General features: G+C 64.4%; 12 protein-coding genes and 1 pseudogene. 1 reads left to right on the forward strand and 12 read right to left on the reverse strand.

What is annotated here, in order from left to right:
* Positions 1 to 153 precede the first annotated feature (153 nt).
* The gene (gene secA, locus ACVOLV_RS07435; RefSeq protein WP_481553812.1) at positions 154 to 2,865 is read right to left on the reverse strand and encodes a preprotein translocase subunit SecA; all 2,712 of its coding nucleotides are present in this window, start codon (positions 2,863 to 2,865) and stop codon (positions 154 to 156) included.
* Between the two features lie 177 nt (positions 2,866 to 3,042).
* Positions 3,043 to 3,993 (reverse strand): M23 family metallopeptidase, encoded by a 951-nt coding sequence (locus ACVOLV_RS07440; RefSeq protein WP_481553813.1) that lies wholly within the window; start codon positions 3,991 to 3,993, stop codon positions 3,043 to 3,045.
* A 12-nt stretch (positions 3,994 to 4,005) separates the two neighbouring features.
* Here ACVOLV_RS07440 and ACVOLV_RS07445 point away from each other — a divergent pair, with 12 nt between their 5' ends.
* Positions 4,006 to 4,440: a DciA family protein gene (locus tag ACVOLV_RS07445; protein WP_303748903.1), complete on the forward strand. Its 435-nt coding sequence runs from the start codon at positions 4,006 to 4,008 to the stop codon at positions 4,438 to 4,440.
* Between the two features lie 227 nt (positions 4,441 to 4,667).
* Here the strand turns inward: ACVOLV_RS07445 and lpxC are convergent, their stop codons facing one another.
* The 10 genes and pseudogenes from lpxC to ACVOLV_RS07495 all read right to left on the reverse strand — a co-directional run bounded on the left by lpxC (position 4,668) and on the right by ACVOLV_RS07495 (position 17,185).
* A complete protein-coding gene (gene lpxC, locus ACVOLV_RS07450) occupies positions 4,668 to 5,579 on the reverse strand; it encodes a UDP-3-O-acyl-N-acetylglucosamine deacetylase (RefSeq protein ID WP_481553814.1) in 912 nt (303 codons plus the stop codon).
* A 284-nt stretch (positions 5,580 to 5,863) separates the two neighbouring features.
* Positions 5,864 to 7,090: a cell division protein FtsZ gene (ftsZ, locus tag ACVOLV_RS07455; RefSeq protein WP_481512177.1), complete on the reverse strand. Its 1,227-nt coding sequence runs from the start codon at positions 7,088 to 7,090 to the stop codon at positions 5,864 to 5,866.
* A 217-nt stretch (positions 7,091 to 7,307) separates the two neighbouring features.
* Entirely contained in the window at positions 7,308 to 8,543 is a 1,236-nt protein-coding gene (ftsA, locus tag ACVOLV_RS07460) for a cell division protein FtsA (protein WP_481512178.1), read from the reverse strand.
* The gene (locus ACVOLV_RS07465) at positions 8,540 to 9,268 is read right to left on the reverse strand and encodes a cell division protein FtsQ/DivIB (protein WP_481553815.1); all 729 of its coding nucleotides are present in this window, start codon (positions 9,266 to 9,268) and stop codon (positions 8,540 to 8,542) included. Before ACVOLV_RS07465 ends, ftsA begins: the two co-directional genes overlap by 4 nt.
* 91 nt (positions 9,269 to 9,359) lie before the next feature.
* Positions 9,360 to 10,796 carry a UDP-N-acetylmuramate--L-alanine ligase gene (murC, locus tag ACVOLV_RS07470; protein WP_481553816.1) on the reverse strand — a complete coding sequence of 479 codons (1,437 nt, stop codon included), beginning with the start codon at positions 10,794 to 10,796 and terminating at the stop codon, positions 9,360 to 9,362.
* A 43-nt stretch (positions 10,797 to 10,839) separates the two neighbouring features.
* On the reverse strand, positions 10,840 to 11,937 hold the full coding sequence (murG, locus tag ACVOLV_RS07475) for an undecaprenyldiphospho-muramoylpentapeptide beta-N-acetylglucosaminyltransferase (RefSeq protein WP_481553817.1): 1,098 nt from the start codon (positions 11,935 to 11,937) through the stop codon (positions 10,840 to 10,842).
* A gap of 185 nt (positions 11,938 to 12,122) precedes the next feature.
* Positions 12,123 to 13,256, reverse strand: a pseudogene (gene ftsW, locus ACVOLV_RS07480) (putative lipid II flippase FtsW); the annotation flags it as partial.
* A complete protein-coding gene (gene mraY / locus ACVOLV_RS07485; RefSeq protein WP_057627465.1) occupies positions 13,256 to 14,341 on the reverse strand; it encodes a phospho-N-acetylmuramoyl-pentapeptide-transferase in 1,086 nt (361 codons plus the stop codon). The pseudogene ftsW and the gene mraY, both read right to left, overlap by 1 nt.
* Positions 14,331 to 15,713 carry a UDP-N-acetylmuramoyl-tripeptide--D-alanyl-D-alanine ligase gene (locus ACVOLV_RS07490; protein WP_481553818.1) on the reverse strand — a complete coding sequence of 461 codons (1,383 nt, stop codon included), beginning with the start codon at positions 15,711 to 15,713 and terminating at the stop codon, positions 14,331 to 14,333. The genes mraY and ACVOLV_RS07490 overlap by 11 nt, the downstream gene beginning before the upstream one ends.
* Positions 15,710 to 17,185: a UDP-N-acetylmuramoyl-L-alanyl-D-glutamate--2,6-diaminopimelate ligase gene (locus tag ACVOLV_RS07495; RefSeq protein ID WP_481553819.1), complete on the reverse strand. Its 1,476-nt coding sequence runs from the start codon at positions 17,183 to 17,185 to the stop codon at positions 15,710 to 15,712. Before ACVOLV_RS07495 ends, ACVOLV_RS07490 begins: the two co-directional genes overlap by 4 nt.
* Positions 17,186 to 17,190: the final 5 nt, after the last annotated feature.

Below are 17,190 nucleotides of genomic sequence, written 5' to 3' on the forward strand. Positions count from 1 at the left end.
GCACTACAGTCAGCCTGGCTTTTGTAGGAGCGGCGTAAGCCGCGAAGCTGATGACCTGTCCGACGCATTGCCGGTGAAGCCCCCTGCCGAGCATGGCTCGGCACTACAGGGCGGGCGCTCAAAAAGAAGCCCCGCACTTGGCGGGGCTTCTTCTTAGTTCAGTTGGCCGTGGCAATGCTTGTACTTCTTGCCACTTCCGCACGGACAGGGGTCGTTGCGGCCGACCTTGGGCGCGTTGGCCTCGTCGAGCACTTCCGCTGCCTCTTCGTCGGCGCTGTAGCCGCCGTTGTCCTGGTGCTGGAACTGCGACATCTGCAGGCGTGCTTCGGCCTGCTGGCGCTCCAGCTGCTCCATTGCCGCCACTTCTTCCTCGCTGCGGACGCGCACGCGCGACAGCATGGTGATCACTTCGCGCTTGACGTTCTCCAGCATTTCCGAGAACAGCTCGAAGGCCTCCTTCTTGTACTCCTGCTTGGGCTGCTTCTGCGCGTAACCACGCAGGTAGATGCCCTGGCGCAGGTAATCCATGCGTGCCAGGTGCTCCTTCCAGCTCTGGTCGAGCACGGTCAACATGACGTGCTTCTCCAGTGCGCGCATGGTCTCGGCACCAACCGCCGCTTCCTTCTGCTCGAAGTGCGCGTCCATGAAGTCGATGACCTTCTGCGCGATCGCCTCGGCATCGAGTTCTTCGTGCGCCTTGACCAGGCCGATCACGTCCATCTGCACGCCCAGCTCGCCTTCCAGCGTCGCCTGCAGGCCCTGCAGGTCCCACTGTTCGTCCACCGAGTTCGGCGGCACGAAGCGGGTCACCAGGTCATAGATCACGTCGCCGCGGATGCCGTCGATGTTTTCCTTGACCGACTCGGCGTCCAGCAGCTCATCGCGCTGGCCGTAGATCACCTTGCGCTGATCGTTGTTGACGTCGTCGAAGTCGAGCAGGTTCTTGCGGATGTCGAAGTTGTGCGCTTCAACCTTGCGCTGTGCCTTCTCGATCTGGCGGCTGACCATGCGGTCTTCGATGACGTCGTCTTCCTTCATGCCCATCATGCGCATCGCCTTCTGCACCCAATCGGAGGCGAAGATGCGCATCAGGTTGTCTTCCAGCGACAGGTAGAAGCGGGACGAACCCGGGTCACCCTGACGGCCGGAACGGCCGCGCAGCTGGTTGTCGATACGACGCGATTCGTGGCGCTCGGTGCCGACGATGTGCAGGCCGCCAGCAGCCTTGACTGCTTGGTGACGCTCCTGCCACGCCGCCTTCACTGCGGCCTTCTGCTCGTCGCTGATCTCTTCGCCCAGCTCGTGCAGTTCGGTCTCCAGCGAGCCGCCGAGCACGATGTCGGTACCACGGCCGGCCATGTTGGTGGCGATGGTGACCGAGCCCGGACGACCGGCGTTGGCAACGATGGTCGCTTCGCGATCATGCTGCTTGGCGTTGAGCACTTCGTGCTTCACGCCGGCCTTGCGCAGGTGCTCGGACAGCATTTCCGAGGTTTCGATCGAGGTCGTACCCACCAGCACCGGCTGGCCGCGCTTGGCGCATTCTTCAATGTCCGCCAACACCGCGTTGAACTTGCCCTTGCGGTTGAGGAACACCTGGTCCGGGTAGTCCTTGCGCACGGTCGGCTTGTTGGTCGGGATGACCAGCACTTCCAGGCCGTAGATGCTCTGGAATTCGAACGCTTCGGTATCGGCCGTACCGGTCATGCCGGACAGCTTCTTGTACATGCGGAACAGATTCTGGAAGGTGATGCTTGCCAGCGTCTGGTTCTCACGCTGTACCGGCACGCCTTCCTTCGCTTCCACCGCCTGGTGCAGGCCGTCGGACCAGCGACGACCGGCCAGGGTACGGCCGGTGAACTCATCGACGATGACGACTTCGCCGTCGCGCACGATGTAGTCCACGTCACGCTGGTAGATGGCGTGCGCGCGCAGGGCGGCGTTGAGGTGGTGGACGACGGTCAGGTTCTGCGCCGCGTACAGGCCGTTGTCGTTGTCGGCGCCGATGATGCCGGCTTCGCGCAGCAGCTCTTCGGCGTGTTCCATGCCGGCTTCGGACAGGAATACCTGCTTGCCCTTCTCGTCGACCCAGTAATCGCCCTCGCCTTCTTCGGTTTCCTGCTTGACCAGGCCCGGCACCACGCGGTTGACGCGGATGTACAGCTCGGGGGAATCGTCGGCCGGACCGGAGATGATCAGCGGGGTACGTGCCTCATCGATCAGGATGGAGTCGACTTCGTCGACAATGGCGTAATGCAGGCCGCGCTGGAACCGGTCGGCGCGGGTCAGCGCCATGTTGTCGCGCAGGTAATCGAAACCGAACTCGTTGTTGGTGCCGTAGGTGATGTCGGCATCATAGGCAGCACGCTTGTCGCCATGCGGCATGCCCGGGTAGACCACGCCAACGCTCAGGCCCAGCCAGTTGTACAGCTTGCCCATCTGCGCCGAGTCGCGGCGGGCCAGGTAGTCATTGACCGTGACCACGTGGACGCCCTTGCCTTCCAGCGCGTTGAGGTAGACCGGCAGCGTTGCCACCAGGGTCTTGCCTTCACCGGTGCGCATTTCCGCGATCTTGCCCAGGTGCAGGACCATGCCGCCGATCAGCTGGACGTCGTAATGACGCATGCCCAGCACACGCAGGGAGGCCTCGCGGCAGACCGCAAAGGCTTCCGGCAGCACCTTGTCCAGGGCTTCGCCGGCGGCGATGCGCTCACGGAACTCGGTGGTCTTGGCTTTGAGCTGGTCGTCGGAGAGCTTCTGGGTCTCCGGCTCCAAGGCATTGATCTTGGCGACGATACGGTTGAGCTGGCGAAGCTGGCGCTCGTTACGGCTGCCAAAAACGCGGGTAAGCAGGCTGTTGATCATTGAAGGAACCGGTTTGAATGAAATGCCGTGCGACCTAGCTCACCCCCTGGGTTCACCGGTCACAAACGAAACAGGGCGCAATGCGCCCTGTCGATGGCAACGCCTATTGTAGCTTGGGGCGAACGCTTGGGTTTCAAGCACCCGCAAACAAGTCAGCCGGAGCTGACTTGCCACCCATCAGCCGCGGCTGACCCGGCCGACCGGCGTATTGCCGCCTTCGCCGAGGAATTTGCGCGGATTCATCACCACGCCGTTCTGCCAGACCTCGAAATGCACGTGGGCACCGGTGGAACGGCCCGTGGAGCCGGCCTTGGCCACTTCCTGGCCGGCACGGACCAGACCACCTTCACGCACGGTCAGGCGCGAATTGTGTGCGTACAGGGTCTTGTAGCCATTGCCGTGGTCGATCTCGACCACATTGCCGTAACCGCCCTTCACCCCGGAGAAGCTGACCACGCCATCGGCGACGGCCAGCACCGGGTCACCGACGCGGGCGTGGAAGTCCATACCCTTGTGGTTGCCGGCACCGCGACCGAACGGGTCAGCGCGGCCACCGAAGTTGGAGGTGACATAGGTGTTGCGGATCGGCATGCGCGAAGGCACGGCGTTCTGTTCGAGCTGGTGGTCGAACAGCAGCGATTCCATCACCGACAACTGCTTGCCTGAAGCAGCGAAACGCTGCTCCAGCACCTGTAAGTCGGTGTTTACCGCGCTGACCGGGATGTCCTGGGTCGGGCCGGGCTCGCCTTCACCCATACCGGGGGTTTCCTGGAAGTCGAACTCGCCGTCTTCCAGCTTGCCCATCTGGGTCAGGCGCTCACCCAGCGCGTTGAGCCGGGTTGCCTGCGCCTGCAGCTCGCCGAGGCGGGCGGCCAGTGCGTTGACCTGGGTCTGCGCATCGGCGCGGACCTTGGCCAGCTCCTGCTCCTGGTGGTCAACCTTGGACTGCAGCGCCGAGTCGCCGGCCATGCCGATGGCGAAACTCAGGGCTACGCCCATCAGGCAGCCAAGGCCAAGTACGCTACCCAACAGGGCTTGAGGACGATCCTCGAAGAACATCTGAACACGTGACAATGGCGTCTTGGCCTTCTGTTCACGCGTTTTGATTACGATCTTTTTAAATGTCATTGAAAAATTCTTATGTCAGAGCCGAAATCCAGTGTTCGTTCCCGTTCCGCGCCCAAACAGGCGCTGGAAGCAGCAATGGCGGACAAAGCAGGTAATCCGCTACGCCGAGCCCTGTGGCTCGATGCGATGGACCGGCAATTGCGCCCCCATTTGCCGCCGGCGCTGGCTAACCGTTGCCGGTTGGCCAATGTGGACGGCGAACACCTCGTTTTTCTCGTCGAATCGCCGGTGTGGCACGCCAAAGTAAGGCTTGCCGAAGACCAGCTGCTCGACGCGGCCCGATCCATCGGGCTGACGGCCACCCGGGTGACCGTCAAGACTGCGACTGCGTCTGCGCACTCCCCAGTGCGAAACGATCAACGCAGCACAGCAGTAAGCGAAACCACGCACAAAGGACTGCGCGACGCCTTGGCTGCCCTGCAGGATGTGAAATCAACAAAGTCCTGAAGGGTCACCGGAGGCCTGGTTGGCCCCGGTCTCCACCCGACCGTCTCTACGGACCGGATTGAAGCCAGCAGGAATCCTAGCCGCGGAATGCAGCGAAGGAGTTAGTCTTTTGTTAATTAATAGTTAAATTCAGACTGGAACCCGGATCGGGTTCACACAATGATGACAATTAGGACTAGTCGTAACCTGTGAAGGCCACGTCTCCTAGGCCCTAACCGCTATTTAACTCAGGCGTAGGCCGGGATGCCGTACAGCACCGGCTCGGCGGCGGCCGGCGAGTCGTAGCTGGCCCACTCCCAGGCGCTCTGGTCAGCCAGAAGGGCGCGCACCAGCTTGTTGTTGAGGGCATGGCCGGACTTGAAGCCCTCGTAGGCGCCCAGCACCTGCCCACCGGCCAGATACAGGTCGCCGATGGCGTCCAGAATCTTGTGGCGGACGAATTCGTCGGTGTAACGCAGGCCGTCATCGTTCAGCACGCGGAACTCGTCCAGCACGATGGCGTTGTCCATCGAGCCGCCCAGGCCCAGGTTGCGCTCACGCATGTACTCAAGGTCGCGCATGAAGCCAAAGGTACGGGCGCGCGAGATTTCCTTGATGTAGGCGGCCGAGGAGAACTCGATCTCCACCCGCGACTGCTTGGCCGGGATCATCGGGTGATCGAACTGGATGGTGAAACCCAGCTTGTAGCCTTCGTACGGCCCGAAACGGGCGATCTTGTCGCCGTCGCGTACTTCCACCGTCTTGAGGATGCGCAGGAAACGCTTGGCCGCGCCCTGCTCGACGATGCCCGCCGACTGCAGCAGGAACACGAACGGGCCAGAGGAGCCGTCCATGATCGGCAGCTCGGCCGAGGACAGCTCGACGATGACGTTATCCACGCCGAGGCCGGCCAGGGCCGACATCAGGTGCTCAACGGTCTGGATCTTTGCGCTTTCATAGGTCAAACCGGTGCACAGGGTGACTTCGGTGACCAGATCGGCACGCGCCGGGACTTCGACTACCGGTTCCAGGTCCACTCGACGGAACACGATGCCATGGTCGACCGGTGCCGGGCGCAGGGTCATATAGACCTTGTCACCGCTGTGCAGGCCGACGCCGGTGGCGCGGATCGTGTTCTTGAGAGTGCGTTGCTGGATCATGTGTATGTAAGGCCGGAGGGGCCGCGCAGGCGCAGCCAGGGGGACAAACAAGAATAACACGCGTTAACACGCGCCCTTCGCAGTGCCAGATTCGGCCGTCAGCTACCGTCCAGTACCGAAAATATCGCCGGGCCGGCCTTGGCCCGGCGATAAAGGACATGGTATTCCCGCCGGGGTGGACAGCCCCGACGTATCAGCTCTGTTTCCAGGCGCCGACCAGTCCGACCCACGGCGCCGTTGCCGGCGCACGCGATGATCGGGCCTGGATGGCCCCCGCTACCGCATCAGTCAGCCTGGCGGCGCAGGAACGCCGGGATGTCCAGGTAGTCGTTCGGCAGCTCTGCAGCCGCCGGCGACGCCGACGAGGTGGAAGCAGACACGGTGTCCGAACTCGGACGACGCAGGCCCATGCCCATGGTGTGACCCACGGCCTTGGCCACGGCATCGGCCGGGCTCTCGTACTCTTCGAACTCGGCCTGGCCGGTGGTGGCGTTACGCACCAGCTTGATCGGGCCGCGCTCGCCAGGACGCTGCGCGTTCTTGGCAACGGCACGGTTCAGGCCAGTGGCAACCACGGTCACCTTGATCTCATCACCCAGGTCCGGGTCGATCACGGTGCCGATCACCACGGTGGCGTCTTCCGAAGCGAAGGCGTGCACGGTGCGGCCGATTTCGTCGAACTCGCTCATGGTGATGTCGGTGCCGGCACTGATGTTGACCAGCACGCCATTGGCGCCGGCCAGGTTCACGTCGTCCAGCAGCGGGTTCTGGATCGCGGCTTCGGCAGCCGCCTGGGCGCGGTCGTCACCACGGGCGGTGCCGGTGCCCATCATTGCCAGGCCCATTTCCGACATCACGGTACGCACGTCGGCGAAGTCGACGTTGATCAGGCCCGGGCGCACGATCAGGTCAGCGATGCCCTGCACGGCGCCCTGCAGCACGTCATTGGCAGCACGGAAGGCCTGCACCATGGTGGCGTTGCGGCCGAGCACGGTGATCAGCTTCTCGTTCGGGATGGTGATCAGCGAATCGACGTGCTGGCTCAGCTCCTCGATGCCCTTCAGCGCCACCTGCATGCGGCGACGGCCTTCGAACGGGAACGGCTTGGTGACCACGGCAACCGTCAGGATGCCCATTTCCTTGGCCAGCTGTGCCACCACCGGTGCAGCGCCGGTGCCGGTGCCGCCGCCCATGCCGGCGGTGATGAACACCATGTCTGCACCCTGCAGGGCGTCCATGATGCGCTCACGGTCTTCCAGTGCGGCCTGGCGGCCGACTTCCGGGTTTGCGCCTGCACCCAGACCCTTGGTTACGTTGGTGCCCAGCTGCAGCTGCAGCTTGGCGCCACAATTCTTGATGGCCTGCGAGTCGGTGTTGGCAGTGATGAATTCCACGCCATCCACGCTGCTGTTGACCATGTGCGCCACGGCGTTGCCGCCGCCGCCGCCCACGCCAACAACCTTGATCACCGCGTTCGGTGCCATCTTTTCAATCAGTTCGAAATGCGCCATGTCCATGTCCTCTCTATTGCCGTGATTGGTTCGGGCATCCGGGAAGAATCCTTCTCCTTCTGCGCCCGCCCGCACCGGCGAGTTGTTTTAGGTATACCGCTTCGGGTTGCCCCTGCACGGTGGTTGTTGCTTGCTTCAATGACTGCGTTACTGCACTTCGTCTTGCCTTACTGCTTGCACTTCTGACTGCCTCACTGCCCTACCATCGGTACCGCGCTCAGAACTCGCCGCGGAACCAATTCTTCAATTTATTGAACATGCTGCCGGCGCGCCCGGTGGGCAGCGACGGCCGACGCGGATGTTCGATCTGGCTGCCCATCAGCAGCAGGCCCACGCCGGTGGCGTGCACCGGATTGCCAACCACTTCGCCCAGACCGGTAACGTGCTGGGGAATGCCGACGCGTACCGGCATCTGCAGCATTTCCTCGGCCAGCTCGACCACGCCTTCCATCTTCGAGGCGCCGCCGCTGAGCACCAGGCCCGCGCGCACCATTTCCTCGAAGCCCGAGCGGCGCAGTTCGGCCTGCACCATCTCGAAAATTTCCTCGTAGCGGCCCTGCACGGCCTGCGCCAGCGAATGACGCGGCATGCGACGCGGCGGGCGATCGCCAACCGACGGCACCTGGATGCTTTCTTCCGCCGTTGCCAGCTGTGCCAACGCACAGGCGTAACGCACCTTGATCTGCTCCGCTTCCGGGGTCGGCGTGCGCAGCATGTGGGCGATGTCGTTGGTGACGTGGTCACCGGCAATCGGCAGCGATGCGGTATGGCAGATCGCGCCCTGGATGAACACCGCGATGTCGGTGGTACCGGCGCCGATATCGACCATCACCACGCCGAGCTCGCGCTCGTCGGCGGTCAGCACTGCCACGCTGGAGGCCAGCGAGGACAGCACCAGGTCGTCCACCTGCAGGCCGCAGCGCTGCACGCACTTGCTGACGTTGGCGGCGGCCGACTGTGCGCATACCACCAGGTGGGCGTGTACTTCCAGCCGCACGCCGGTCATGCCGACCGGGTTGCGGATGCCTTCCTGTGAATCGTCGAGCACGTATTCGCGCGGGATTGCATGCAGGATCTTCTGGTCGGCGGGGATGGCCACGGCCTTGGCCGCGTCCAGCACGCGATCCAGATCGCCCCAACTCACTTCGCCTTCGCGGATCGGGGTGATGCCCTGCGAGTTGCGGCACTGCACATGGTTGCCGGAGATCGAGGCGTACACCGAACGGATCTCGCAACCGGCCATCAGCTCGGCTTCTTCGATGGCGCGCTGGATCGACTGCACGGTGGATTCGATATCCACCACCACGCCGCGCTTGAGACCGCGCGACTCGTGCGAGCCGATGCCGATGACCTCGATCGGGCTGCCCGGCGAGTACTCGCCGACCAACGCCACCACCTTGGAGGTGCCGATATCCAGGCCAACGATCAGTGATTTGTCACCCTTGCGGTTCATGTCCTGTCCTGCGTCTGCTTTGTTGCCGGCGGCGGGGTTCCCCAGCTCAGCGTGAATCCATTGGTATAGCGGAGGTCGGCGCGCACGATCGGCACCTGGGTGCGGGTCAGCTGCGGCAGTACGCGCACGAAACGGCTCAAACGCGAGCGTGCATCGTTGCGACCGATGACCACTTCGGTGCCGTTGTCCAGCCCCAGTGACCAACTGCCACGCGCATCCATCACCACTTTGCGTACGTCCACACCGGCCGGTGCGAACAATGCGCGCGAATCGTTGTACAACTCGACCACTTCTGTGGTCATGCCATCAGGGCCATCGAGTTCGGGCAGCGGCGCGTGCTCCAGACCGTGTGGTACCGCGAACAAGCGGCCTTGCTCGGACAGCAGCCGATCCTTGCCCCAACGCGCAAACGGGCGATGCTCGACGATGCTCACTTCCAGCACATCCGGCCACTGCTTGCGCACCTGCGCACTCTCCACCCACGGCAGCTTCTCGACCGCCGCCTGCGCGTCCTGCAACTTCACCGCGAAGAAGCCCGAGCGTGCATACGGCAGCAAGGTCTTCTGCAGATCTTCCGCCGGCACGCGCTTGAACTCGCCGTGCACGCGCAGCTTGGCCAGCGGCCAGCGCTCGGCACCAACCCAGCCATTCACCACCGCAACCACCGGCAATACCACCAGGGCGATGGCCAGCAACCAGGCGAGCATGCGCAGGACGGCATTCATCGTGCGCCCTCCCCTTCAGCGCGGCCGCACACGACCACCGCAGCCCGCAATGCGGTTGCGTGGGTACGGCGCAGCGGCAGCGCGGCAAGCATCATTCGCCCTTGGCCTCCTTGAAGCCGTCGGTAACCACCTGCTGGACAACGGCACCGATATCGCCGGCACCCATCATCAACAGCAGATCGCCGTCCTGCAGCACGTCCGGCAGCACCGAGGCCAGATCGGCGGAATGACTCACCACCACCGGCTCGCTGCGGCCGCGCGCACGGATCGCGCGTGCCAGCGACTTGGAATCGGCACCGGGAATCGGCGCTTCGCCGGCCGGGTAGACCTCGCTCAGCACCAGCGCGTCCACTTCCGACAGCACCGCTGCGAAAGCATCGAACTGATCGCGGGTACGGCTGTAGCGGTGCGGCTGGAAAGCCACTACCAGACGTTTGTCCGGCCAGCCGCCACGGGCAGCGGCAAACACCGCTTCCAGCTCGCGCGGGTGATGACCGTAATCGTCGATCACGCGCACCTTGGCCCCCTTGGGGGTGGTGACTTCGCCAAGGTCGTTGAAGCGACGGCCAACGCCTTCGAACTTCTCCAGCGCGGCGGCGATGTCCTGCGGCGCCACGCCCAACTGCCAGGCCACCGCAGCGGCGGCCAGTGCATTGAGCACGTTGTGCTTGCCCGGCAGTGCCAACGTCACCGGCACGCTGGTGCCTTCCGGCAGGCGCAGGGTGAAGCGCATGCGCGGGCCATCCTGTACCACGTCTTCGGCGCGTACGTCGGCATTGCTGCTCAGGCCGTAGCTCATCACGTGACGCGGAGTCTTGGCAGCCAATGCAGCCACTTCCGGATCATCGATGCACAGCACCGCCAGACCGTAGAACGGCAGGCGCTGCAGGAACTCGGCGAACGCTGCCTGCACACGGGCAAAGTCGTTGCCGTAGTTCTCAAGATGGTCGGCGTCGATATTGGTGATCACCGCCACCAGCGGATTCAGGCGCAGGAAGCTGCCATCGCTTTCATCAGCCTCGGCCACCAGCCACTGGCCACTGCCGAGCTTGGCGTTGGCACCGGCTGCCAGCAGCTGGCCGCCGATCACGAAGGTCGGGTCCAGCTTGCCTTCGCTCAGGATGGCGGCGGTCAGCGAGGTGGTGGTGGTCTTGCCATGCGTACCGGCGACGGCGATGCCGCGGCGGAAACGCATCAGCTCGGCCAGCATCGCCGCACGCGGCATGATCGGAATGCGCTGGCTACGCGCTTCCATCAGCTCTGGGTTGTCTTCGCGGATGGCGCTGGAAACCACGATGCAATCGGTGCCCAGCACGTTGGCAGCGGAATGACCGCGCATCACCCGCGCGCCCAGCCGCGCCAGACGACGGGTGGCGGCGTTGTCGGCGTTGTCCGAACCGGAGACTTCATAGCCCAGAGTCAGCATCACCTCGGCGATGCCGCTCATGCCGGTGCCGCCGATGCCGACGAAATGCACGCGCGGGAAAGCGCGGACCAGGTCGGTGGTGTCGTTGAGGCGGCGGATCATGCCTGGCCTCCGGTGTGGCTGGCGCGGGTGCGCGATGCCGTGTTCATGCTGCTTCCTCAAGAATGATGTCAGCGATGCGTTCGGCCGCATCGACCTTGGCCAACCCACGCGCGGCTTGCGCCATCTGCATGCGGTGGCCGGGAGTGTTTGCCAGCGTGCGCAGCACGCCTTCCAGGTTGGTCGCCAGCGCGTCGTCCTGCTTGAGCAGTTCGGCGGCGCCGCGTTCGACCAGATACTCAGCATTGCGGGTCTGATGGTCGTCCACTGCAGCGGCGAACGGCACCAGCACGCTGCCGATACCGACAGCGCACAGCTCGGCCAGCGTGGATGCACCCGAACGGCACACCACCAGATCGGCCCAGCTGTAGGCGGCGGCCATGTCCTTGATGAACATGTCGACGCGACCTTCCACGCCAGCAGCGCGGTAGGCCTGCAGTGCTTCTTCGTGCAGCTTTTCGCCGCACTGGTGCCAGACCTCGATGGCGACGCTGTTGCCCAGCGCGGCCAGGGCCTTGGGCATGGCGTTGTTGAGGGCGCGTGCGCCCTGGCTGCCGCCCAGCACCAGCACCCGCATCGGCCCACTGCGACCGGCCAGACGCTGCTCCGGCGCCAGCAATGCGGCGATCTCGGCACGCACCGGATTGCCAACCACTTCTTCCTTGCCAGCGGCGAAGCTGCCCGGGAAACCGGACAGCACACGGCGCGCGAAGCGCGACAGGATGCGATTGGTCATGCCCGGCGCACGGTTCTGTTCGTGCACCAGCAACGGCAAGCCATGCAGGCGGGCAGCGATGCCGCCCGGTCCGGAAGCAAAACCACCAAAAGCCACCACCGCACGCGGCTTGCGATCACGCAGTACATAGCCTGCACTGCGAATCGCGCGCATCACCCGGATCGGCGCGCCCAGCAGGGCCAGCTTGCCCTTGCCGCGAAGACCGGAGATGGCCAGCGTGTCGACGTGGATGTCGTGCTGCGGCACCAGGCGGGTTTCCATCGCGCCGTCGGCACCCAGCCAGGTGACCGGGATGCCGCGCTCGCGCAGTACCTTGGCCACGGCCAGGCCCGGGAAGATATGACCACCGGTACCGCCGGCCATAATCATCACCGGACGCTGATCCAGATTCTTGTTGGAAGATGCCATTACGCGATCCTCCCGAAGGTCGGCTCGACGCGCTGCTGCATGCGGCTGGTGCCACGTGCAGCACTGCTCTGCATTGCCGCGGCAACCGCACTGGCGGTTTCCGTACGCGGCTCGGCCGGTGCGCCGTCGCGCGCTTCGGCCACATCCAATTCGACCCCATCGAGGTCTTCGCGCACTTCCTGGCGGCGCACCGCACGGTTGTATTCGTAGGACACGCGCAGCAGCAGGCCCATCGCCACGCAGGTCATCATCACGCTGGAACCACCGGAAGAGATCAGCGGCAGGGTCAAGCCCTTGGTCGGCAGCATGCCCAGGTTCACGCCGATCGAGACGAAGGTCTGCAGGCTGATCCACAGGGCAATGCCAAAGGCGATGTAACCGGCAAAGTGGCGACGCATTTCAATGCAGCGCAGGCCCAGCCAGAACGCACGGCCGACCAGCAGCACGTACAGGCTGATGATGCCGCACACGCCGAGGAAGCCCAGCTCCTCGGCGATCACCGAGAAGATGAAGTCGGTATGCGATTCGGGCAGGTAGTTGAGCTTCTGGATCGATGCACCCAGGCCCACGCCGGTCCACTCGCCACGACCGATCGCCATCAGCGCATTGGACAGCTGGTAGCCCGAACCCAGCTGGTCCTGCCACGGGTCCATGAACGAGGTAACGCGGCGCATGCGGTAGGGCTCGAAGATCACCAGCGCGATCAGGCCGGGCAACAGCAGCAGCACCGGCAGGATGATGCGCTTGATCTGCGCGCCGCCCAGCACCAGCATGCAGGTGGTGATGCCCAACAACAGCATCGACGAACCAAAGTCGGGCTGCATCAGCAGCAGCACGACCAGCACGCCGACCACACCGACCGGCTTGAGCATGGCCTGCCAGGTGGCATTGACCTCATCGCGGAAGCGCACCAGGTAGCTGGACAGCCAGACGATGTACAGCACCTTGACCGCTTCCACGGTCTGGAACTTGGAGAAGCCCAGGTTGATCCAGCGCTGCGCACCGTTGACGCTGCTGCCAAGGCCGGGAATGAACACCACCACCAGCAGCGCAAAGCAGCCCAGCAACAGCAGCTGGTTGTACTTTTCGATTTCCTTCAACTCCACCCGCATCGTCACCGCGGCCAGGACCACGCCAATGGCGATGAAGATCAGGTGGCGGGTGAGGTAATAGAACGGACTCTGCGTCAGCGCGATGGAGCTGGAAGCCACCATCACGATCCCGAGCGAAGCCAGCGCCACGGCGGCGCCGAGCAGCCACTTGTCGTAGCTGCCACCAATGGCTTCAAGTCGGGTTGCCTGACGCGAGTAGTCGTCCATCAGCGCACCTTTAGTGTTGCCAGGCCGATCAATACCAGCACCACCGAGATGATCCAGAAGCGCACGATCACGCGCGGCTCCGGCCAGCCCTTCAGCTCGAAGTGGTGATGGATCGGTGCCATCCGGAACACGCGCTTGCCGGTGAGCTTGAACGAAGCCACCTGGATCATCACCGACAGGGTTTCGATCACGAACACGCCGCCCATGATCACCAGCACCAGCTCCTGGCGCACGATCACCGCGATGGTGCCAAGCACCGCGCCCAGCGCCAGCGCGCCGACGTCGCCCATGAACACCATGGCCGGATAGGTGTTGAACCAGAGGAAGCCCAGGCCCGCGCCGGCAATCGCCGCGCAGATGATGACCAGCTCACCGGCACCGGGAATCTGCGGAATCTGCAGATAGCTGGAGAACACCGCGTTGCCCGAGGCATAGGCGAACACACCCAGCGCACAGGCCACCAGCACCGTCGGCATGATTGCAAGACCATCCAGACCATCAGTCAGGTTGACCGCGTTGGAGAAACCAACGATCCAGAAGTAGGCAATCGCGACGAAGCTGATGCCTGCCAGCGGCAGCGCAATCGACTTGAACATCGGGATGTAGAAGGTGAGCTCAGCCGGCACCACCGCGGTCTTGTACAGGAAGATGCCTGCGGCCAGACCGAAGATCGACTGCAGCGCGTACTTCCAGCGCGACTTCAAACCGTTCGGGTCGCGCTTGGCGATCTTCAACCAGTCGTCGTACCAGCCGATCGCGCCGAAGCACAGCATCACCACCAGCACCAGCCACACGTAACGGTTGCGCAGGTCGCCCCACAGCAGCACCGATACCAGCACCGTGGTCAGGATCAAGCCGCCGCCCATGGTCGGCGTACCGGCCTTGGAAAAGTGCGACTGCGGGCCGTCCTTGCGGATCGGCTGGCCGCCCTTGAGCTGGGCCAGGCGACGGATCGCCATCGGGCCCAACCACAATGACAGCGACAAGGCGGTCAGGGCGGCGAGGATGCCGCGGAACGTAATGTAGTTGAACAACCGGAACAGGCCGTCCAACTGCTGTAGCCAACGGGCCAATTCAAGCAACATGTGTAGTGTCCTCGCCGCGCTTCAACAGCGCAGTCACGATCTTGTCCATGGCGCTGCCGCGCGAGCCCTTGACCAGGCAACGCACACCAGCATGAAGTTCGGTTTGCAGTGCGGCGGCCAGCGCAGCGTGGGAGTCGAAATGACGCCCGCCTTCGCCGAATGCCGCCGATGCCGCTGCGCTCAGCGGGCCCAGCGTGTACAGGCGCTTCAGCCCAGCCTCACGGGCGCGCTGGCCAGCCTGCGCGTGCAGCGACTGTGCGTCCGGGCCCAGCTCACGCATATCGCCCAGCACCAGCCAGCCCTCACCCTTGCCAGCGGCCAGCGCGGTGATCGCCGCTGCCAGTGAACCCGGGTTGGCGTTGTAACTGTCGTCGATCAGCACCGCGCCGTTGTCCAGCACATGCGCCACCTGACGGCCGGCGACCGGGCGTGCCTGCGCCAGACCTTCGACAACCAGCGGCAAGGCAATACCGGCAGCCAGTGCCATCGAGGCGGCGGCCAGTGCGTTCAATACGTTGTGGCGACCCGGCAAGTGCAGCGCGACCTCGGCATCACCTTGCGGCGTGCGCAGCTGGAAGCGCGAACCAGCCTCGTCGAGCACGATATTGGTGGCGGTGACATCGGCGCTGACCTCCAGGCCGAAGCGGATCACCTGATGTGCGCCAGCGCGTGCAGCGAAGTACGGGGAGAAGGCATCGTCGGCATTGACCACCGCGACACCGCCATCGCGCAGGTCGTCGTAGACCGCCGCCTTGGTGTTGGCGATCTCCAGCAGGCTGCCCATACGCTCCAGATGCGCCGGGGCGACATTGTTGACGATGGACACGTCTGGCGCGGCGATGGCGGTCAGGTAGGCGATATCGCCCGGCTTGCCGGTACCCATCTCGTAGATGGCGAAGTCGGCGTCTTCCGGCGCATCGATCACCGCCAGCGGCAGGCCGATCTCGTTGTTGCGGTTGCCCGGGGTGGCATAGACATGCTGGCCCAGCACCGCTGCAGCGTGCTGCATGACCGCCAACAGCAGGTTCTTCACGCTTGTCTTGCCGTTGCTGCCGGTGATGGCGAACACGCGGGTAGCACGCTGCTGCTGCATCGCGGCGGCGATCTTTGCCAGCGCCAGCTCGGTATTGGCAACCACGATCTGCGGCACTTCCAGCGGCAACAGGCGATCCACCAGCAAGGCACTGGCGCCCTGCTCGACCGCGTTGGCTGCAAAGTCATGGCCATCGAAACGCTCACCGCGCAGGGCGACGTACAGGCTGCCCGCCGCCAGCGTGCGCGTGTCATTGCTGACCGCATCGATGCTGGCGTCGTCGCCGTGGATTTCACCACCGGCCCAATGTGCGATCAGCGAAAGAGGCGTGCGCTTCATGCGTGCACCTCGCCACTGGTCTTGCGTGCCTGCAGCGCGCGCGATGCCACGTCGGTGTCATCGAAAGGATGTTTGATACCTGCAATCTCCTGGTAGGGCTCATGGCCCTTGCCGGCGATCAACACGATGTCGCCGGCCCCTGCCTGTGCGACCGCGGCGTCGATGGCGCGGGCGCGATCGCGCACCACGTTCACCTGCGCAGGCGTCACAAAGCCGGCCATGATGTCGGCGACGATCACGTCACCATTCTCGCCGCGTGGATTGTCGTCAGTGACGAACACCACGTCGGCCAATGCTTCGGCAATCGCCGCCATCTGCGGGCGCTTGCCAGTGTCGCGCTCGCCACCGCAACCGAACACGCACAGCAGGCGGCCATCCAGATGACCATGCAGGCTGCGCAGCGCCTGCTCCAGCGCATCGGGGGTGTGTGCGTAATCGATGACCACGGTCGGTTCGCCCTGACCACCGAGGCGGTTCATGCGGCCACGGATCGGCTGCAGCTGGCCAAGCACCTTGGCGATGCTGGTGCTGGTTTCGCCCAGGCCATGCAGCGCACCGGCCACGGCCAGCAGGTTGTCGACGTTGAAGCGCCCCAGCAGCGGCGAGCGCAGCGGGTGGCGTTCTTCGCCGATGACCAGATCGAAGCCCAGGCCCTGCCCGTCCAGCACCAGGTTTTCGGCGCGGATGGTGGCGCCAGCCTGGCCGGTCGAGCTCAGGCCAATGGCCTGCACATCGGCTGCCAACGTCGTGATCAGCTCGCGGCCGAAGGCGTCGTCCAGATTGATCGCCGCAGCCTTCAGGCCCGGACGATGGAACAGCTTGGCCTTGGCTGCGCCATAAGCCTGCATGTCGCCGTGGTAATCGAGATGGTCGCGGGTGAGATTGGTGAACACCGCCACGTCGTAGTGCACGGCATCGACGCGGCCCTGATCCAGCGCGTGCGAGCTGACTTCCATCGCCACCGCCTTGGCACCGCCATCGCGCAGCTGCGCCAGCACTTCATGCATCTGCAGCACCAGCGGCGTGGTGAAGCCGGTCGGCACCACATCGCCGTACAGGCCAACACCCAAGGTGCCGATCGAGCCACTGAGCGTGCCCAGCAGATGCCAGGCCTGGCCTAGCAGCTGCACGGTCGAGGTCTTGCCGTTGGTGCCGGTGACGCCCACCATGGTCATCGCCCGCGACGGCTGGCCATGGAACTGATCGGCCATCGCGCCCATGCGCGTACGCAGGCCGGGCACGGCGATGGCATCGGCCGGTGCCGGCAGTTCGGCCGGTGCCGGCGGATCAAACAGGATCGCGGCCGCACCGGCGGCCTTGGCCTGCTCGACAAAGCCCAACCCATGCGCGCCAAAGCCGGCGATGGCAACGAACGCATCACCGGCGCGCACATGCCGTGAATCCAGAACCAGGCCGCCGATCTGCGGGTCCTGTGACAGGACCAGATCGGGCAGCAGCTGTGACAACTTCATTGTGT

Source organism: Stenotrophomonas sp. STEN023, assembly GCF_056760135.1.

Coding starts and splice junctions, on each gene's coding strand:
- ACVOLV_RS07465 (WP_481553815.1), bottom strand. CDS start 9,268: ATGAATGCCGTCCTGCGCATGCTCGCCTGGTTGCTGGCCATCGCCCTG.
- ACVOLV_RS07490 (WP_481553818.1), bottom strand. CDS start 15,713: ATGAAGCGCACGCCTCTTTCGCTGATCGCACATTGGGCCGGTGGTGAA.
- mraY (WP_057627465.1), bottom strand. CDS start 14,341: ATGTTGCTTGAATTGGCCCGTTGGCTACAGCAGTTGGACGGCCTGTTC.
- murG (WP_481553817.1), bottom strand. CDS start 11,937: ATGGCATCTTCCAACAAGAATCTGGATCAGCGTCCGGTGATGATTATG.
- ACVOLV_RS07495 (WP_481553819.1), bottom strand. CDS start 17,185: ATGAAGTTGTCACAGCTGCTGCCCGATCTGGTCCTGTCACAGGACCCG.
- ACVOLV_RS07440 (WP_481553813.1), bottom strand. CDS start 3,993: ATGACATTTAAAAAGATCGTAATCAAAACGCGTGAACAGAAGGCCAAG.
- ftsZ (WP_481512177.1), bottom strand. CDS start 7,090: ATGGCGCATTTCGAACTGATTGAAAAGATGGCACCGAACGCGGTGATC.
- ftsA (WP_481512178.1), bottom strand. CDS start 8,543: ATGAACCGCAAGGGTGACAAATCACTGATCGTTGGCCTGGATATCGGC.
- lpxC (WP_481553814.1), bottom strand. CDS start 5,579: ATGATCCAGCAACGCACTCTCAAGAACACGATCCGCGCCACCGGCGTC.
- ACVOLV_RS07445 (WP_303748903.1), top strand. CDS start 4,006: ATGTCAGAGCCGAAATCCAGTGTTCGTTCCCGTTCCGCGCCCAAACAG.
- murC (WP_481553816.1), bottom strand. CDS start 10,796: ATGATCCGCCGCCTCAACGACACCACCGACCTGGTCCGCGCTTTCCCG.
- secA (WP_481553812.1), bottom strand. CDS start 2,865: ATGATCAACAGCCTGCTTACCCGCGTTTTTGGCAGCCGTAACGAGCGC.